The following is a 16,135-nucleotide window of genomic DNA, read 5'->3' as shown; positions in this document are numbered from 1 at the left end:
CGCGGTTCGTGGCCATGACCGAGAACCCGACAGTCGCCCCGCTCGCCGACGACGACCCGATACGGCTCGGGCCCTACCGGCTGCTCGGAGTGGTCGGCGCGGGCGGCATGGGGAAGGTCTACCTGGGGGTGGACGCTGCGGGCCGGACCGCCGCCGTGAAGGCACCGCGGGCCACGGACGGCGAGGACCCCGGAATGCTGGACCGCTTCCGGCGGGAGGCCGAGGTGGCGCGGTCGGTGCGCGGGCCCGGGGTGGCGGCCGTCCTCGGGCACGGGATGTGGGGCGAACGGCCCTGGCTCGCCTCGGAATTCCTCCCGGGGCTGACCCTGACCCGCGCCGTGGACCGGTACGGCCCCCTCGCGGAGGGAGACGTACGGACGCTGGGGGCGGCACTGGCCGGAACGCTGGCGGAAATCCACGCGGCCGACCTGGTGCACCGGGACCTGAAGCCGTCGAACGTGGTGCTCACCCGCGGCGGCCCGTACATCATCGACTTCGGCATCGCCCGGCCCGAGCACGGAATGACCCTCACCGGCGCCGGGTCGGCCCCCGCCACGCCCGGCTTCTCCGCCCCCGAGCAAGTGCTCGGCCGGCGCACCGGGCCGCCCGGCGACGTCTTCGCGCTCGGCGCCGTGCTCGCGTTCGCCGCCGGCGGGCGCCTGCCCTTCGGCGACGGTCACCCGGCGGCCGTCCAGTTCCGCACCGTCCATGAGGAGCCGGACCTGGAGGGCGTACCGCCGGCCCTGCTGGGGGTGGTGACCGACTGCCTGGCCAAGGAGCCCGCACAGCGCCCCGAGCCGCGCGAGGTGGCGCGGCGGCTGCGCACAGCGGGGGGCACTGAACGGGGCACTGAACGGGGCACTGAACGGGACGGAGAACGGGGCACGGCGCGCGGTGCGGCGCGGCGCGCGGTGAACCGGCCGCGCCTGGCCCTGCGCCGCCCCGCCTGGCGCTCCGGGCCGCTCGCCGCCGAACTCGCCCGCCGCGCGGCGGACGTCGACCGTACGGTCCGCTCCGCCGCCCCGGAGGCGGCCCCGTCCCGGCGCCGGGTGAGCGTCGCGGCGGCCTCCGCGGCCGCGGTCACCGTCTGCGCCGCGGGCGGCGGGGCGGGGTGGTGGCTGCTGCGCGGCGACGACGGCCGTGGCCCCGGCGCCCCCGCCGCCGCCCCGCTGGCGCGGTACACCACGGGGACCGCGCCCGCCCCGCTGTGGACCCGCGACGGCCTCGCCCCCGACGGCGCCGGCCCGCTCGCGGCCGGTGAGGTCGTGGTCGCCGGCACCCCCAAGGGCCTGACCGCCTGGGCCGCGGACACCGGGGAGCCCGTGTGGACCTGGACCGACCGGGGCGCGCCGCTGCCCGCCGCGGGCCTGCTCGCGGCGGCCGGCGCCGTCCTCGCCGTCACCGCGGGCGGACGGCTGAGCGCGGTGGACGCCCGCGACGGACGGGAACGCTGGTCCCGGGCGGCCGGGGCGACGCGGCTCCTCGCCGCCGGCGCCGACACGGTGTACGTACTGGACGGCGAACGGCGGCTGAGCGCACTGCCGCTGACGGGCGCTCGGGCGCGCTGGAGGACACCGGCGGCGAGCGGCACGGCGAAGGGAGCCGCGGCGGCAGCGGCCGGGGGACGGCTCGTCGTCGCCGGATCCGACGGGACGGTGACCGCGTACCGCACCGACGACGACGGCTCGGTCGCCTGGCATCAGGACACCGCCGCCAAGGTGGCCCTCACGCCCGCCGTCGCGGGCGACACCGTGTACCTGGGCGGCGCCTCGTTGAGGGCCCTCTCCCTCGCGGACGGCGCACGGCGCTGGGCCACCCCCGCGCCCGGCGACGGCGTCTGGGGCTCACCCACCCCGGCCCACGGCTCCCTCCATCTCGTCTGGCAGGACCAGCTGATCGCGGTCGACGCCCGCACCGGCGAACAGACCTGGTCCCTCCTCCCCGGTACGCACGCCCTCCCCACCACCGCCCCCGTGGTCCAGGGCCAGTCCCTCTACCACCCGCTGGGCGCGGACCGGTCCGGCCCCGACGACGGAGTCGTGACCGTCGACCTGCGGAAGGCCGCGGCGGCGTGGTCGCTCGGCGGCGGGGGCGACAAGCCCTGGCACCTCACCGGCGCGGCCAACCGGGTCTTCCTGACCCACGCCGGCACCCTGCACGCCATGCCGGTCCTATGACCGGCGGCGCCAACGCACCGGCCGCACCGCCACCGGCGCCCGGCCCGTGGTCTCGGCCACGTGTCACTTCCATGCTTCGACGCCCCTAAGCTGCGGTACGTTTCAGATAGCGGGGGCGCGGCACCGTGCCGGGAGGGCTGCCGACATATGCACACCTTGCACAACGCGGATCCGCGTCGCCTCGGGCCGTTTCGGATGCTGGCCCGGTTGGGGGAGACGGAGAGCGGGGTGCGGCTGCTGGGTCGGCGCGTCGGCGAGGGGCCGGCTGTCGAGGTCACGCTGGTGCGCGCCGCGCTCGCCGACGACCAGCGGTTCCGCGCCCGGCTGCGCCGCGACGTGGCGGCGTCACGGGCCGCCGCCGGGCGCTGGGTGCGCCCCGTCGAGGCCGCCGAACTCGACGCGTCGGCCCCATGGGTGGCCTACGCGTACGTCCCCGCCGTGCCGCTCGTCGAAGCCGTCCGCGCCGCACCCCGAGGGCTCGCGGAGGACGACGTACGCGCGCTGGGCGCCGCGCTCGCCGAGGCGCTGGAGCGGGTCCACTCGGCCGCAATGGTGCACGGTGGCATCTCGGCCGACGCCGTCCTGGTCGCCGGGGACGGCCCCCGGCTGACCGGGTTTCACCACGCGCGCCTGCCGCGGCGGGGGGCCCACGGCGAGGGAGCCCACGGCGGGAGAGGGTTCGGCGGGGGAGCCGACGGTGAGGGAGAGGACGCGTACGACAACGACACCGGCCGGTTCGCCGGGCCGGCCCCCTTCCTGTCACCCGAACAGGCGCGGGGCCGGGCCCCCGTCCCCGCCTCCGACGTCTTCTCCCTGGGCGCGGTCCTCGCCTACGCCGCTTCCGGCCGCCCCCCGTTCGGCGACGACGCGCCACCGCAGGTGCTGTACCGGATCGCCGCCGAACCGCCGGACCTCGGCCATCTGTCCGACCCGCTCGCCGGGATCCTGACGGGCTGTCTGGACAAGGACCCCGAGGGCCGCCCGGAAGCCGCCGCGCTGCGCGCGGCCTTCGGCGGTCCCGACCCGGCCGCGCCGCTGCCGCCCCCTCGGCTGCCGAGCGCCGTGGTCGCCCGGCTGGCCCGCGAGGCCGCGCGGGCGCTGGTGCTGGAGGAGCCCGCGGCCGCCCCCGGGTCCGCGGCCCCGTCCGGCGCCCGCGACGAACCGGCCGCCGAGGACGGAGCGTTCCCGGTCGACGACGTGTTCACGGCGCCCACGCGGGGCGAGGGCCGCAACCGCTCGCATCCGGTCGCCGACCCGCCACCGTCCCGTACCGCGGCCGCCTCCCGCCGCGCCGTGCTCACCACAGCCGCCGCGGGGGCCGCCGGGCTGCTGGCCGGGGGAGCGGCGGTGGCCGGGTGGGTGGCGGGCCGCGGCGGGCTGTCCGCCCTGACCGATCCCGGCCCGGCCCGGCACCCCGCCACGAGCCCGGCGTCTCGTCTCCCGGCCGGCACCGCCCCCGTCGCCCGGTGGCGCTTCGACCTGACCGCCGCCACATCCGTACGGCCCCTGGTGTGGCGCGGCAGGCTCGCCATCATCACCAACGCCCAGGAGGCCGTCGCGCTCGACCTGCGCACCGGCCGCCCGAGCTGGCGCCGCGACGACCTGGGCACCGACGCCACCCCCGAACCCATCAGCCGCGAACTCGCCCTCCTCGCCATCGGCGGCAGACTCGTCGCCTTCAATGCCCGCGACGGCCACCAGCGCTGGGTGGAGTCCACGTACTCCGGCACCGACCTCACCTTCCAGACCATGCTCTCCGTCGACCCGGACGGCCGCCACGCCTACTTCACCGCGACGGGAACCGCCACCGAGGCGGGTAGCGGAACCGGCGGCGAGAGGCCCCCCGCCTACGTGGTCGCGTACGACACCAGGACCCGTCGCGAGCTGTGGCGGAACCGACTGCCCGCCGCCTACGGCGATGACATCGGGGCGTTCCCCACCCGCCGCTCGCTGGTCGGCCTGGGATACCCCGGCGGCAAGGTGGAGCTCATCTCGCTGCGGCTGTCCGACGGACACCAGGAGTGGCGCAGGCGCTTCGACGGCGTCGGCACCGGGGACAAGTTCGGCATGTCCTCCAGCCGCGGTCTGATCTACGCCGCGCGCGGGGCCACGCTGCGCGCCGTGGACATCGACTCGGGCAGACAGCGGTGGTCGCTGGACATCAACAGCTATGCGACGACGAAGTCCCCGCTGGGCCACCCGGTGATCCGCCAGGGGCCGGGCGGGAAGGGCGATGTGCTGTATGTGTCCGACGGCACCAAGCTGGTCTACGCGATCGACCCGGACCGCGGCACCGAGCTGTGGCGGTCCGCGCTGCCCGACGACACCGTGTGGAAGGCGACCCCCACCCTCTCGGTCACCGACTCCGGCCGTACGGTGCTGGCCGCCGTGGCGGCGGGCGTGTTCGCGCTCGACGCCCGGACCGGCGCGGTGCGGTGGCGATTCCAGGAGAGCAGCAGCGGGCTCCTCGAGGATTACCACGTCTACCCGGCGAGATCGTCGGCCGTCGTCGCCCACGGCGCCGCCGTGTTCATGCTTCCGGTGGAGTGAAGGGATGACCGTGAACGTGACGGCGGACGAGCCCGCCCTGCCCGTGCGGCCGTTGCTCGGCCACGATCCGGAGTCGTTCGGCCGCTACCGTCTGCTCGCCCGCCTCGGGTCCGGCGGGATGGGCACCGTCTTCCTGGCCCGCTCCGACGGGGGCCGGACCGTGGCCCTCAAGGCCGTCCACCGCGACCTGGCCGAGGAGAAGGAGTTCCGGGAGCGGTTCCGGCAGGAACTCCAGGCCGCCCGCTCCGTGGGCGGAGCCGACTTCTTCCCGGCCGTCGTGGACGCCGACACCGCCGGGCCGCGGCCGTGGCTGGCCTCCGAATACCTGCTCGGCCCCTCCCTGACACAGGCAGTGGAGGCCCACGGCCCCTGGCCGTACGCCGCGTTGCGCGCCCTGGGGGTGGCGCTCGCCCGGGGCCTCGCCACGGTGCACCGCCAGGGCCTGGTGCACCGCGATCTGAAGCCCTCCAACGTGCTGATCACCGCCGACGGGCCCAAGCTGATCGACTTCGGGCTGGCCCGGGCCGTGGGCGCCGAGCGGCTGACCCGGACCGGCCGTCAGATGGGCACCCCCGCCTACATATCGCCCGAACAGGCGCGCCCCGTCGGCGGGCAGAGTGTCGGACCGCCCGCCGACGTGTTCGCGCTGGGCGGCCTGCTGGTGTACGCCGCCGCCGGGCGGGCGCCGTTCGGCGAGGGCGAGGCCAACGACGTGCTGTACCGCGTGGCGTACGCGGAGCCGGACCTCGCCGGGGTGCCGGAGGAGCTGTGGCCGCTGGTCGTCGGGTGTCTGGCCAAGGACCCCGCGGACCGTCCCGCAGCCGACCGGATCGCGCGCGCCCTGGCGGGCACGGGCGACGACGGCGATCGCGAACAGGAAAGGGAACAGGAAAGGGAACAGGAAAGGGAACAGGCAGACGAACGGGACCGGTTCGCCGGCCTGCTCCCGGCGGGCGTCCTGTACGACATCGCGCTGCGCACCGCGACCGTGTGGGATGTGGCGGTGCGGCGGCGCGAAGAGCCCCAGGCCCCGCCGCCCGACACCGCCTCCGAGGCGCCACCGCCCCAGGAGGGCCCGCGCCCGGCCCGCCGCCGGCTGGTGCTGGGCGGGCTGGGGGCCCTGGCCGCCGTCGGGGCGGCCGGCGGCGTGTGGTGGGCGGTGGCCGGCCCCGATGACGACGACGCCCCCGGGGGACCCCGGCCCGGCCCCGGCGTCACCGGCACGGACACCGCGCCGCAGCCGCTGTGGGAGTACCGGGGCCCCATCGGGGACCTCGGCAGGCCGCTGCTCCACCGGGGAGTCATCGCCGTACAGGCCGACCCGGGGGACGGCATCCTCGGCGTGGACGTCCGCCGTGGCACCGTGCGCTGGACCGCGCCCGCGGTGTCCGGGTACACGCCGATGGCCTGCGGCGGTCTGATCGTCATGAAGGCCACCTACGCCGACGGGGACGACCGGCTGGCGATGGTCGACCCCGCCGACGGCAGGACCTGGTACTCCGACCCGCTGGGGGTGACCTTCCGCTTCACGGACCGCCCGGTCAGTGCCGGGGACGCCCGCACCGCGTATGTGATCGGACACTCGGGCGCGCACCGCGACGGCCTGCCGGACACCCGCCGCCGGTATCTGCTCGCATACGACACGGTGGCCCGGAAGGTGCGCTGGCGCCGGGAGCTCGGGCCCGGCGCGGCCAGTGTGCTGCCGGGGGCGGTGGCGGAGGGCCGGCTGGTGCTCGTCGACGCCGGTTCGGTGACCGCGTACGACACGGCCGACGGCCGGCGGCGGTGGCGGGTGGAGTTGCCCGGGGACGATGTGGTCGCGGGTGACGGCAGCGACGAGGTGCCGCGGTGGACGGTGGCGGCGGCAGGCGGCACCGTGCTGATGAGCGGGCCCGGGCTGCGCACGATCGATCTGCGCACCGGCCGCGGGGGGTGGCGGCTCGACCCCGACGAACTGCCCTCCGGCACCGCCGACGGGTCGGGGTTCGGCGCCCCCGCCGTGGCGGACGGCGTCGCCTACCTCACGGTCCTGGGCACGCATGTATTCGCCATCGATCTGGCGTCCCATCATGTGCGGTGGAAGTGGAAGGCGGACACCGACCTGGCCTCGCCGCTCGCCCGCACCACGGTGGCCGGCGGGCTGGTCTTCCCGCCGTCCTCCGACAGCCGTGCCTCCGCGGTGGCGGTGGACCGCCGCACCGGGCGGACGCGGTGGACCCTGCGCGACTCGTCCGGTTCCGTACTCGGCACCACGCGGCTGCTGGTGGGGAAGGACCGGCTCTATGTCGTGCGAGGCAAGTCGATCCGGGCGCTGCCGCTGACCTGAAGCGACGAGCACGGTCAGCGAGCGCGCCGCGTGGGCACGGCCGGTGGGCACGGCGCGTGGGCCGAACAACATGCCCGAGCCGGTCCCCGGTTGACTTAAACCTTGGTTCATATCGGAGTCTCGGGAGGCGGGCGGGCGATCCACCCGCCCCGCCGATCACGAAGACAAGGCTCCGTCATGTCACCTACGCAGCAAGCTCCCGGCGACGCCCCGCCCACCTCACCCCGGCTGGCGGTCCTCGCCGCCGTGGTCACGCTCGGCTCCGTCATGTCGGTGCTGGACACCACCGTGGTGAACGTCGCCATCAACCCGCTGGCCCAGCGCTTCGACGCCCCGCTGCCCACGGTCCAGTGGGTGTCCTCCGGCTACTCCCTGGCCCTGGCCGCGGTGATCCCGGTGACGGCCTGGGCGATCCGGCGTTTCGGCACCAAGCGCGTCTACATGACGGCCATTGCGATGTTCACCCTGGGCTCCCTGCTGGCCGGGACGGCGTGGTCGATCGAGTCGCTGGTGGCCTTCCGAATGGTGCAGGGGCTGGGCGGCGGCATGATCGTGCCGACGGGGATGACGATCATGATGCAGGCCGCGACCCCGGAAACCATGGGCCGCATCATGAGCATCATGGGCATCCCCATCCTCATCGGCCCCGTCAGCGGCCCGGTGCTGGGCGGCTGGCTGGTGGACTCCTTCTCCTGGCGCTGGATGTTCACCATCAATGTGCCCATCGGCGTCACCGCCCTGGTCGTCGCCGCCCGCGCGCTGCCACGCGCCGCGGGAGCCCCCGGCCGGCGGCTGGACCTCCCCGGCCTGCTGATGCTCTCCCCGGGCCTGGCCGCGCTCATCTACGGCCTGTCCACCGGCGCGGAGCGCCGCGACTTCGGAGACGTCGGCGTGGTGCTCCCGGCGGCCGTGGGGGCCGCGCTGGTCGCGGGCTTCGCCGTACGGGCCCGGGTCAGCCCGCACCCGCTGATCGACCTGCGCCTGTACCGCGACCGGGCCTTCGCCGCCGGGGCGGGGACGCTCGGCCTGTTCGTCGTCGGCTACTTCGGCAGCATGCTGCTTCTGCCCATGTACTTCCAGGTGGTGCGGGGTGAGAGCGCCACGGCCTCCGGCCTGCTGGGCGCCCCGCTGGGGCTGGCGGCCGGGGTGACCATGCAGTTCTCCGGGCGGCTCGCGGACAAGGTTCCGCCGCGGCGGCTGGTGGTCGGCGGTGTCGCCACGGCGGCGCTCGGCATGGGGCTGCTGACCTGGCAACTGTCGGACACCATCGCATACTGGCGGGTGGCCGTGCCGCTCCTGGTGCTGGGCATCGGCGTCGGAACGACCATGATGCCCACGATGGCCGCCGCCACCCGCGGGCTCTCGGCGGACGACGCCCCCTCGGCCTCGACGGCCCTTCAGATCACCTCCCAGGTGGCGGCCGCGATGGGGGTGGCCTTCTTCTCCGTCATGCTCTCCATCAACGGCGGCACCACCACCACCCCCACACACGCCGGGCCCTTCGCCGACACCTACCTCTGGGCCGTGGCCCTGATGCTCGCCGCCGTCCTCCCCGCGCTGTGCCTCCCGCACCGCCGTCCGGCGGCCGCGGCGGTGGCGAACACCCCTACCGAGGAGCGCACCCCGGAACGCGCCTGACGCGGCGTCGGCGCGCCCGCGACTCCCGACAGCACCTCTTAACCTGGTAATTTTCGTTACCGAGTTAAAGTATGTTTCGGGTTCCCGCCCGCGGCGGGGCCGGCTGTCCGTCGATCGTCGATTCGGAGCATGTCATGCGCATCGGTGTCGCCCTGCCCACCGACCACACCCAGCTGTCACGCGAGGCCAACTCCGTCGACACCCTGATCGGCCAGGTGGAGGAGCTCGCCGACGCCGGGCTGTCCGCGGCCTGGTTCACCCAGCGGTTCGACCACGACGCCATCACCATGGCCGCCCTGGCGGCCCGCGGGGTGCCCGGCATCGACGTCGGCACCGCGGTCGTGCCCATCTATCCGCGCCACCCCATCGTGCTGTCCATGCAGGCCCAGACCGCGCAGGCGGCCTCCCACGGGCGCTTCACGCTGGGCGTGGGGCTCTCGGTCAAGTCGTTCGTCGAACAGACCTACGGGCTCGCGCCGCACCCCAGGGTCCGTCATCTGCGCGAATACCTGGACGCGCTGGGATCCTTGCTGGAGACCGGCGCGGTGGACCTCAACGGCGAGACGCTGGTCGCCAGGACCTCGCTGCCGGCCAGTGTGCCGGGCGCCCGGCCGCGGGTGCCGGTGCTGGTCGCGGCGGCGGGGGAGCAGACCCTGCGCGCCGCCGGCGAACTCGCCGACGGCGCGCTGCCGATCCTCTCCGGACCGCGCACCCTGGCCGAGTACACCGTCCCCACCCTCACGCGCCACGCCGAGGCCGCGGGCCGCCCGGCGCCCCGCGTCGCCGCCATCGTCTCCGGCGTCGTGACCGCCGACGTGGCGGGTGCCCGCGCCCGCGCCGAGCAGAACATGGCGTACTACGCGACCCTCCCCGCCTACCGCGCCGCGCTGGACCGCGAGGGCGTCGACAACCCCGCCGACCTCGTCACGATCGGCGACGAGGAACTGCTCGCGGCCCAAGTGGCCGCCTACTTCGAGGCGGGCGCGACCGAACTCGTCTACACCCAGACCGCGATCGGCTCCCCCGAGGACGAGCGCCGCACCTGGAAGCTTCTCGGCGAACTGGCCCAACAGAACTGATCTCCGGGCACGCGGAATACGGTGGCGGACCGGCAGGCCGAGGCGACATCATGCCCCGATGCTGATCAGGGAAGCCACGCCGCGGGACTGGCCCGTCATCTGGCCCTTCTTCCACGAGATCGTCGCCGCGGGCGAGACCTTCACCTATCCGCTCGGCCTCAGTGAGGAGCAGGGCCGCGACTGGTGGCTCCTGCGGCCACCGAACCGTACGGTCGTCGCAGTCGACGAGGCGGGCACGGTCCTCGGCACGGCGAAGATGAACAACAACCAGATGGGCAACGGCGCGCACATCGCCAGCGCCAGCTACATGGTCGACCCGGCCCACTCCGGACAGGGCGTGGGCCGGGCGCTGTGCGCGTACTCACTCGACTGGGCGCGGGCGGCGGGCTTTCGCCGGATGCAGTTCAACGCGGTCGTGGAGACCAATGTGCACGCGGTGCGGCTGTACCGGTCGCTCGGCTTCGAGGTGCTGGGCACGCTCCCGGAGGGCTTCCACCACCCGACGAAGGGATATGTGGGGCTGCACATCATGCACCGCGCGCTGTGAGCGCGGGCGCCGCGCCGCTCAGCCGGCGTTCCGCCGCCGCTGGGCCTCGGCGCTCTGCCGCGACGGCTCGCGCCGCATCGCCTCGAGGAGGGCGTGGAGCTGGACGATGTCGGCGGGGGTCACGCGTGCCGCCGCCCGTGCGGTCACCGACGGTTCGATGCACGCGCGGACCTCCATGACCTGGAGGAGTTCGGCCGTGGCGTCAAGCCCCCGCGGCCGGGACGTCGCCGCGCGGGGTGGCTCCCGGGTCGAGGACGACAGTGCCCGCTGTCCGCTCGCCACCGACCGGTGCCGCACCGAGCCCCGCCCTGCGGGAGCCGCCCGGCGGCGCACTGCAGGTCCCCTGGCATCCGGTGGCCGACGACGACACCGCGCCCGGCGCCTCGGCCCCGGCCCGCTGACCCGGGCCCGTCGCCACCAAGACCTGCCGCCGTCGAGAGCCCGCCGCCCCTGCCTCGCCCGCACCCGCGCCCGCGTGGAACGATCACCCGTACCAAGACCAGGGGAGCCGCTTCATGTTCACCACCCGCCCCACCCTCCAGGGCACCCACGGCATGGTGTCCTCCACCCACTGGCTGGCCTCCCAGTCCGCCATGGCCGTCCTGGAGGACGGCGGCAACGCCTTCGACGCGGCTGTGGCCGCCGGGTTCGTCCTGCACGTCGTTGAACCGCACCTGAACGGCCCGGCCGGCGAGGTGCCGATCATCCTCGCCCCGGCGGGCTCCACCCCGACCGTCCTGTGCGGACAGGGCCCCGCCCCCGCCGGGGCCACCATCGACCACTACACCTCGCTCGGCCTCGACCTGGTCCCGGGTACCGGCCCGCTGGCCGCGGCCGTGCCCGGCGCGTTCGACGCCTGGATGCTGCTGCTGCGCGACCACGGCACGAAGGAACTCGCCGAGGTCCTCAAGTACGCGATCGGCTACGCCGAAGGCGGCCATCCCGCCGTCGAGCGCGTCGGCGAGACCGTCGAGACCGTACGGGAGCTCTTCGAGACCGAGTGGACCACCTCGGCCGAGCTGTACCTGCCCGGTGGCAAGTCCCCCGCCCCCGGGCGTCTGCTGAAGAACCCGGCCCTCGCCGCGACATGGCGGCGACTGGTCGCCGAGGCCGAGTGCGCGGGACCCGGCCGCGAGACCCGGATCGACGCGGCCCGCGGGATCTGGCGCGAGGGCTTCATCGCCGAGGCGCTCGCCGAGGCCGCCGCCCGGCCCACCATGGACTCCTCCGGGGAACGCCACGCCGGCACCCTCACCCGCGACGACCTCGCCGCCTTCTCGGCCACCTACGAGCCCCCGGCCACCTACGACTGGAACGGCTGGACGGTGTGCAAGGCCGGACCCTGGAGCCAGGGCCCGGTGTTCCTGCAGCAACTGGCCCTGCTGCCGCCCGGCCTGACCGCCGACGACTACGGAACCCCCGACTATCTGCACACCCTCATCGAGGGCGGCAAGCTGGCCATGGCCGACCGCGAGGCCTGGTACGGCGACGCCGCCGAGGTCCCGCTCGACGACCTGCTCTCCGCCCCGTACAACGACGAGCGCCGGGCGCTCATCGGCGAGCGTGCCAGCCACGAACTGCGGCCGGGGCGGCCCGGCGGCCGCGAGCCGCGCCTGAGCCAGCAGGCCCTGGCCGCGATCGCGCGGTCGGCGTCCCACGCCCCCGGGCCCGCCACCGCGCCCGGCGCCGGGGAGCCCACCGTCGGCTCCGACGGCACCACCCGCGGCGACACCTGCCACCTCGACGTCGTCGACCGCTGGGGCAACATGGTCGCGGCCACCCCCAGTGGCGGCTGGCTGCAGTCCAACCCCGTGATCCCGGCGCTCGGCTTTCCGCTCGGCACCCGCCTGCAGATGACCTGGCTGGATCCCGGGCTGCCGGGCTCCCTCACCCCTGGCCGCCGCCCCCGCACCACCCTCACCCCCTCCCTCGCGCTGCGCGACGGCACCCCCGTGATGGCCTTCGGTACCCCCGGCGGCGACCAGCAGGACCAGTGGAGCACACACTTCTTCCTCGCCGTCGCCCTGCGCGCGCCGGTGCGCTCGGGACTCGACCTGCAAGGCGCCATCGACGCGCCCAACTGGCACCAGGAGAGCTTCCCCGGCTCGTTCCACCCACGGTCGATGGCGGCTGGGAAGGTCGTCGTCGAGTCCCGGATCGGCGAGTCTGCCATCGCCGAGCTCCGCCGCCGCGGCCATGACGTCACGGTCGGCGGCGCCTGGACCGAGGGCCGGCTGTGCGCGGTCGCCCGCGACCCGGACACCGGTGTCCTCCTCGCGGCGGCCAACCCCCGTGGCGCCCAGGGGTACGCCGTGGGCCGCTGACGGAGGGCCCCGGCCCTTGCGAGGAGCGGCCTGCCGGGCGGGTGTCGGTGGCGTGCCTTACGGTCATCCCATGACCACGTCCGACGATGTCCGTGCCATCGCGCTCTCGCTCCCGGAGACGACGGAGAAGACCGCCTGGTCCATGCCCACCTTCCGGGTCGCCGGGAAGATGTTCGCCACGCTCCCCGAGGACGAGACCTCGATGGCGGTCCGATGTCCCAAGGTGGAGCGCGACGAGCTGGTCCTCGCCGAGCCGGAGAAGTTCTGGATCGCCGACCACGAGGCGAGCTTCGCCTGGGTGCGGGTGCGGCTTGCCGCGCTGGAGGACTTGGACGAGCTGCGCGACATCCTGGTCGACTCCTGGCAGCAGGCCGCACCGCCCCGGCTCCTGGCGGAGCGGGCCGGGCAGACGGGGCGATGAGCCCACGGCGGGGCAAGCGCGCCGTCAGCCGATGCGCGCCAGGCCCTTCGCCTGCTGACGGGCCCGGCCGCGGGAGACCCTGAGCGGATCCCAGTCCGGCCCGCGGTCGGGGAGCAGCGACGGGTCTCCCAGGACGGCGCCCCGGTGCACCTCCGGCAGCAGCCGGCGGCCCAGCACATGGGAGGCACACACCATGCCGCCGGTGGCGGCGCCGCCCACCCCGCTGCCGTACCGGGTGCTCTGGCCGACCACGTACAGGCCTTCGACGCCGGTGCGCACATCGGGGCGCTTGCCCACGCCGCCCCAGTCGGCCAGCCCGTACGGGGTGCCCCCGCTGGCCAGGATGTATCGCTCGTTGGTCAGCGGGGTGGCGGTCTCCAGATGGGTGATGTGGTCCCGGAAGGGGCCGATGACCTGCTCGGCGGTGGCCAGCATCTTCTCGGTGACCTGCTTCTTCCGCGCCACGTAGGCGGCGTTGCGGCGGTAGCGCCCGCCGTCGGCCGGGCCCTTCTCCACGCCCCAGAACTCATAGCCGGGCGGGCAGAGCGTCATGATCTGGAAGTTGCTGTGACCCGGCGGGCACACATGGGGGGCGCCGGCGTCCTTGACCGAGGCGAAGGAGAAGACCAGCTGAGGAACCTCCCTCATCTGCTCCTCGATCATCCTCGCGTGCGCCCGCTCCAGGTCGTCGCTGTCGTGCCACCAGACGTTGGCGTTGGGGGTGTCGGGCAGCTCCATGTCCAGCGCGACGTACACCGCGGTCAACGGGCACCGCATGGTCGCTTCCCGGGTCTGTCTGACCAGGTGGGCGGGGAAGGCCGCCTCCCCGCCGCACAGGTCGAGGATGGTCCGGCGGTAGTCGGCGTTGGAGATCACCAAGGGCGCCATGACGCGCTCGCCGTCGGTGAGTTCGACCCCGACCGCCGTGTCGTTCTCGATGAGGATACGAGCCACCGCGGTTCGGGTGCGCAGCTCCCCGCCATGTCCCTCGAGCGCCTCGACCAGGGTGGCCACCAGCACCTGGCCGCCGCCCTCGGGGTAGTAGGCGCCGCGCATGTAGTGATCCATCAGGTTGGCGTGCACGGCGAAGCCGATGTCGTCGGGCAGCGCCCCGTAGTTTGCGAACTGTGCGGCCAGCAGGGTCCTGGCCTTGGGCGAGAACCCGCAGTGGCCGAAGACCTTGCCGAGGGACCGCCGACTCCAGCGCGTCACTTCGGGGTTGGCGTGGTAGAGATCAATGACCGGCTCGCCGAGCAGACTCGCCCGGCTCAGCGCGGTCGTGCTCTTGGAGAGGTCGATGAACGTGTCGATGCCGACGGCCTCGCCGGGCAGCGCGCGCTTGAGTCTGTCGCGGTAGTTGTCCCAGCCCGACGGCACATCCAGCGTGGTGGTGGGGGTGATCACCCGGTCGAAGCCGCGCTCGTTGTCCATCGGCCGGAAGCGCACCCGGTCGCCGACGCCGAGTCCGGAGAGGATGGCCGGAATGATCCCGTCCGTCCCGCAGTCGCCCAGGTAGTGGGTGCCGACGTCGAACTCGTACTGGCGCCGCCTGCGGAAGACATGCGCGTTTCCGCCGGCCACGTCGTGCTGTTCCAGGACCAGCACCCGGCGGCCGTCGGCGGCGAGATAACCGCCGCACACCAGGCCGCCGATGCCGCTGCCGACGATGATCGCGTCATAGCGATCCGACCGTGTCGTTTGGTCCGAGGTCACATCGGTGGCCATCCAGCTCCCCCTTGTACGGTGCCGCCTGGACCTCAAGGCCAACTGTGGCGTACCGGCCCGGCCCAGGACTTAACGACATGAGCCACGTGCTCATGGATAAATCCTGACCGCAATATATGGCCTGAAGCTCCGGCTAACGGTGAAAACTCACATAAGTGTGAGCCGCCGCGAAGCGTTGATCAGCCATCAGCCCAGGTGTCGCTCCGTGGGGTTGCGCGCGCGTGCCGTCCACTATGTGGGCGGACAGCCGGTGGGCCCCCTTCAGCGAAGGCCGAAGCGGTCCGCCCAGGACATGACGTCCCACGTGGTCACGTTGCCGCCGCAGATCACCAGCCCCAGCCGGGCGCCGTCGCCCACCCGCTCCAACACCCGCCGCGCGGCCGGAAGGAGGCAGCCGGCGGCGGGCTCGGCCCACACCTTCGCGTGCTCGGCGAGATCGAGGGTGCCCTGCACCGCCTCGGCGTCCGACACCACGAGTACCTCGGTGACCAAGGCGGACACATGGTCGTAGGTGAGTCGGCAGACGGATGGCGCGCTGAGGGTGGAGACGATCGAGGACAGCGCGACCGGCACCGGGCCGCCCGCGGCCAGCGCCTGGGACATGGCCTGGGCACCTTCCGTCTCCACACCCCAGATCCGCACCCCGGGCCGCCGTGCGCGCAGCGCCGCGGCGACCCCGGCGATCAGCCCGCCGCCGCCGATGCTGACCAGCACATCGGTCAGCTCGTCGGCGTCGTCGGTCAGCTCCAGGCCGACGGTGCCCTGCGCGGCGACCACCAGGGGGTCGTCGTAGGGGTGCACCAGCGTCAGGCCCTCGGCCTGCAGCCGCGACATCAAAGCGAACGCGCCGTCCATGTCGTCCGTCAGACGCACCGTGGCCCCCGCCCCCTCCGCGATCCGCACGGCGCGCGCGGGCGCCGACCGCGGCATCACGACGGTCGCCTTCACGTCCAGGGCGCCGGCCATGACCGCGACCGCGATCCCGTGGTTGCCGCCACTCACCGCCACCACCCCTGCCGCGCGGTCGGCCTCGCTCAGCGACAGGAGCTTCGCCGTCGCCCCGCGCGCCTTGAAGGAGCCGGTGCGCTGCAGCAACTCCAGCTTGGCGGTGACCGGCGCACCGAGCAGACCGGTGAGACCCGGGCTCGGCACGGTCGGGGTGCGTACGACATATCCGGCGATCCGTTCGGCGGCCGTCTCGATCGCCTCGATGTCCGCGATGCCCATGACGGCACCCACCTTTCTGTGAGAGTGCGACGGGGCGCGACGACGGACGACAGGGCGCGCCCTCGGCTACCGCTGGGGGACCCCGCCAGCGGTAGCTGGGGGAGCGTCATCCGCGGCGCCT

The 16,135-nt window shown here is 74.4% G+C and carries 11 protein-coding genes; 8 read left to right on the top strand and 3 right to left on the bottom strand.

The features are described from left to right. The first annotated feature begins 14 nt into the window (after positions 1-14). The 6 genes from PV419_RS27400 (at position 15) to PV419_RS27375 (ending at position 10,317) form a co-directional block, all read left to right on the top strand. On the top strand, positions 15-2,177 hold the full coding sequence (locus PV419_RS27400) for a protein kinase domain-containing protein (RefSeq protein WP_319693562.1): 2,163 nt from the start codon (positions 15-17) through the stop codon (positions 2,175-2,177). A gap of 207 nt (positions 2,178-2,384) precedes the next feature. After that, the gene (locus PV419_RS27395; RefSeq protein ID WP_319693478.1) at positions 2,385-4,727 is read left to right on the top strand and encodes a PQQ-binding-like beta-propeller repeat protein; all 2,343 of its coding nucleotides are present in this window, start codon (positions 2,385-2,387) and stop codon (positions 4,725-4,727) included. Positions 4,728-4,731: 4 nt separating this feature from the next. Further along, complete coding sequence (locus PV419_RS27390; protein WP_319693476.1) at positions 4,732-7,053, top strand: protein kinase domain-containing protein; 2,322 nt, start codon at positions 4,732-4,734, stop codon at positions 7,051-7,053. Between the two features lie 177 nt (positions 7,054-7,230). After that, positions 7,231-8,691, top strand: a complete 1,461-nt coding sequence (locus tag PV419_RS27385; RefSeq protein ID WP_319693474.1) for a DHA2 family efflux MFS transporter permease subunit — start codon at positions 7,231-7,233, stop codon at positions 8,689-8,691. Between the two features lie 134 nt (positions 8,692-8,825). Beyond that, positions 8,826-9,770: a TIGR03564 family F420-dependent LLM class oxidoreductase gene (locus PV419_RS27380; RefSeq protein WP_319693472.1), complete on the top strand. Its 945-nt coding sequence runs from the start codon at positions 8,826-8,828 to the stop codon at positions 9,768-9,770. A 58-nt stretch (positions 9,771-9,828) separates the two neighbouring features. After that, positions 9,829-10,317 (top strand): GNAT family N-acetyltransferase, encoded by a 489-nt coding sequence (locus tag PV419_RS27375; protein WP_319693471.1) that lies wholly within the window; start codon positions 9,829-9,831, stop codon positions 10,315-10,317. Between the two features lie 18 nt (positions 10,318-10,335). Here PV419_RS27375 and PV419_RS27370 read toward each other — a convergent pair whose 3' ends face one another. Next, on the bottom strand, positions 10,336-10,614 hold the full coding sequence (locus PV419_RS27370) for an FCD domain-containing protein (RefSeq protein ID WP_319693470.1): 279 nt from the start codon (positions 10,612-10,614) through the stop codon (positions 10,336-10,338). A 218-nt stretch (positions 10,615-10,832) separates the two neighbouring features. Here PV419_RS27370 and PV419_RS27365 point away from each other — a divergent pair, with 218 nt between their 5' ends. Both PV419_RS27365 and PV419_RS27360 read left to right on the top strand, forming a co-directional pair. Continuing rightward, a complete protein-coding gene (locus PV419_RS27365; protein WP_319693469.1) occupies positions 10,833-12,641 on the top strand; it encodes a gamma-glutamyltransferase family protein in 1,809 nt (602 codons plus the stop codon). 70 nt (positions 12,642-12,711) lie between these two features. Beyond that, entirely contained in the window at positions 12,712-13,062 is a 351-nt protein-coding gene (locus PV419_RS27360) for an MmcQ/YjbR family DNA-binding protein (RefSeq protein ID WP_319693468.1), read from the top strand. A 24-nt stretch (positions 13,063-13,086) separates the two neighbouring features. On the opposite strand, the gene PV419_RS27355 is transcribed toward PV419_RS27360, so the two are convergent. Continuing rightward, the gene (locus PV419_RS27355; protein ID WP_319693467.1) at positions 13,087-14,787 is read right to left on the bottom strand and encodes an NAD(P)/FAD-dependent oxidoreductase; all 1,701 of its coding nucleotides are present in this window, start codon (positions 14,785-14,787) and stop codon (positions 13,087-13,089) included. A gap of 261 nt (positions 14,788-15,048) precedes the next feature. Then, positions 15,049-16,014 (bottom strand): threonine/serine dehydratase, encoded by a 966-nt coding sequence (locus tag PV419_RS27350; RefSeq protein WP_319693466.1) that lies wholly within the window; start codon positions 16,012-16,014, stop codon positions 15,049-15,051. Between the last annotated feature and the right edge of the window lie 121 nt (positions 16,015-16,135).

The organism is Streptomyces sp. ME19-01-6, assembly GCF_033793745.1.
GTDB lineage: Bacteria > Actinomycetota > Actinomycetes > Streptomycetales > Streptomycetaceae > Streptomyces.
This window is presented reverse-complemented; position numbering and strand designations above follow the sequence as displayed.